Source organism: Stenotrophomonas sp. 05L414_2 (genome assembly GCF_056397905.1).
The window spans coordinates 1-2,601 of record NZ_JBFTOJ010000277.1; the positions used below are offsets into that span (position 1 = coordinate 1).

Genomic DNA, 2,601 nt, shown 5'->3' on the forward strand with positions numbered 1-2,601 from the left:
GCGATGCGGATGTCCTGGTCGGCCTTGAAGTCGGCAGCGTCCTTCAGGTTGCGACCCACCCAGCCCGAACCACGGCCGTCTTCGGTGCGCACGGTGCAGGTGTAGTCGAAGTTGGTGGTGCGCTGGTAGCCGAAGTTGCCATTGCTGTTGGCGGTGGCGTAGAAACCCTGGCCGTCTTCGAGGAAGCCTGCAGCGATCAGCCCGTTGCCACGGCACGGCGCGATCGAATCGGCGGCGACCTTGGCGCGGAAGGCCGGATCGATGGCGGCGGTGGATTCGCTGAAGGTCGGGCTGGGGCGGTAGGTCTGCTTGCCGATGGCCGGCATGAACTCCGGGTTTTCCGGGGCCAGGCGGGCCAGGTCTTCGGCGCGACGCACCACGCGCTGCAGCGCCGCGTCGTCGAACTCGTTGATCGAGGCGGTACCCACGCGCTTGCCGAAGGCCACGGTGACGGCCAGTTCGGTGTTGTCGACGATGCCGCTGGTGGACACGTTGTTCAGGGCGAAACGGATGTTGCCGTTGATGGAACCGGCCAGTACGGCCGTGCACTCATCGGCCTTGGACAGGGCGATGACCTTGTCGAGGATGGCCTTGGCCTGGGCTTCGGTGAAGATACTCATGGTGTAAGGGCTCCTGACCGGTCAGCCGAGGCTGCGTGCGGTGTTGATGACGTTGATGCCGTTGAAGCGCGCGGTGGACGAACCGTGCGAGACCGCCGAAACCTGGCCGGGCTGGCCCTTGCCATCGAAGAACGAACCGCCCAGGCGGTAGTCGCGTTCATCGGCCACGGCACTGCAGGCATTCCAGAATTCCGGGGTTCGGATCTGGTAGGCCACGTCTTCGAGCATGCGGGTGATCTTTCCGTTCTTGATCTCGTAGAACAGCTGGCCGCCGAACTGCGCGTTGTAGCGCTGCTGGTCGATCGAGAACGAACCATCCCCGATGATGTAGATACCGTTCTCCACGTCCTTGATCATGTCCGACACGCTCAGCGGCGACTTGCCCGGCGCCATCGACACGTTGGCCATGCGCTGGAACTGCACGCTGGACCACGAGTCGGCATAGCAGCAGCCATCGGATTCGGTCTTGCCGAGGATGTGGGCCTGGTCGCGGATGGTCTGGTAGTCGACCAGCTTGCCGTTGCTGATCAGGTCCCAGCGCTTGCACTTCACGCCTTCATCGTCGTACGCGACCGCGCCGAGGCTGCCCGGCTGGGTCTTGTCGGCAAAGATGTTCACGTGCTCGCTGCCGTACTGGAAATGCTGCTYGCGCTTGTCCAGGGTGGCGAAGCTGGTGCCGGCGTAGTTGGCTTCGTAGCCGAGCACGCGGTCCAGCTCCAGCGGGTGGCCGATCGACTCGTGGATGGTCAGCCAGGTGTGCGACGGATCCAGGATCAGGTCGTACTTACCGGGCTTCACCGACGGCGCCTTCAGCTTCTCCTGCGCCTGCTTGGCCGCCGCGATGGCATCTTCCTTCATGTCGTAGGACGAGCCGTAGTTGACCACGCCATTGGGCGTGAGCACCTTGCCGGCAGCCGCGCCATCGAGGTACTCGTAGCCCAGGCCCATCGGTGCGGACAGGCCTTCGCGGGTGCGGAACTTGCCGCTGGCCTTGTCGATGGCGGTGATCGTCATCGGTGCCCAGATGCGGTGCACGTCCTGGTCGATGTAGGAACCGTCGGTGGAGGCGAAGTACTTCTGCTCGTTCACCAGGAACAGCATCGAGTTGACGAAGCTGGCGCCGGCGCCCATCGCCGCGGCGTTGACGTCCAGCAGCAGGTCGACCTTCTCCTTGATCGGCACCTCCATCGCGTTCTTGCGGATCGGCGTCTTCCAGCTGACCTCGCCCACGCCCGGCGCCTTGGCCAGCTGCACCGGCGCGGTCTGCACGCCCGCGTTGGCCTTGGCGATCGCCGCGGCCTGCTGCGCGGCACGGACCACGTCGGCGGTGCTGAGCGCATTGGTGGCGGCAAAGCCCCAGGCGCCGTTGACGATCACGCGGATGCCCACACCGGTGGACTCGGTGTTGACCACGTTCTGCACCTTGTCCTCGCGGGTGATCACGAACTGCCGCAGGTAGCGGCCGATGCGCACGTCGCAGTAGGTGGCGCCGGCGCTGCGCGCGGCCTGCAGGGCGGCGTCGGCCAGGCGCTTCTTCAGCGCAGGGTCGAGGCTGGACTGCAGTTGCTCGGCGGCGATCGCCTTGCCGAAGAACGACGGCACGATCAGGCCGCCAGCGGTAAGCCCGGTCAGGGCCAGGAAGTCACGTCTGTGCAAGGCTGCTCTCCATGAAGGACGGGTGGCTCAAACGCCGAGACTGCGCGCGGTGTTGATGATGTTGATGCCGTTGAAACGGGTGGTGGACGAACCGTGCGAGACCGCCGACACCTGGCCGGGCTGGCCCTTGCCGTCGAAGAACGAACCGCCAAGGCGGAAGTCGCGTTCATCGCAGATGGCGGTGCAGGCGTTCCAGAACTCCGGCGTGCGGATCTGGTAGGCCGCATCCTCGACCATGCCGGTGATCTTTCCGTTCCTGATCTGGTAGTACAGCTGGCCGCCAAACTGCGCGTTGTAGCGCTGCTGGTCGATGGAGTACGAGCCG

At 65.1% G+C, this 2,601-nt stretch carries 2 protein-coding genes and 1 pseudogene; all 3 read right to left on the reverse strand.

Features of this window, described 5'->3' with window-relative positions; genetic code table 11:
* A partial coding sequence (locus AC1DJN_RS21475) for a PmbA/TldA family metallopeptidase (protein ID WP_478040172.1) occupies positions 1–620 on the reverse strand: 620 nt, incomplete at its 3' end.
* A 21-nt stretch (positions 621–641) separates the two neighbouring features.
* Positions 642–2,276: a TldD/PmbA family protein gene (locus AC1DJN_RS21480; RefSeq protein ID WP_478040174.1), complete on the reverse strand. Its 1,635-nt coding sequence runs from the start codon at positions 2,274–2,276 to the stop codon at positions 642–644.
* A gap of 27 nt (positions 2,277–2,303) precedes the next feature.
* Positions 2,304–2,601 (reverse strand): annotated as a pseudogene (locus AC1DJN_RS21485) (TldD/PmbA family protein); the annotation flags it as partial.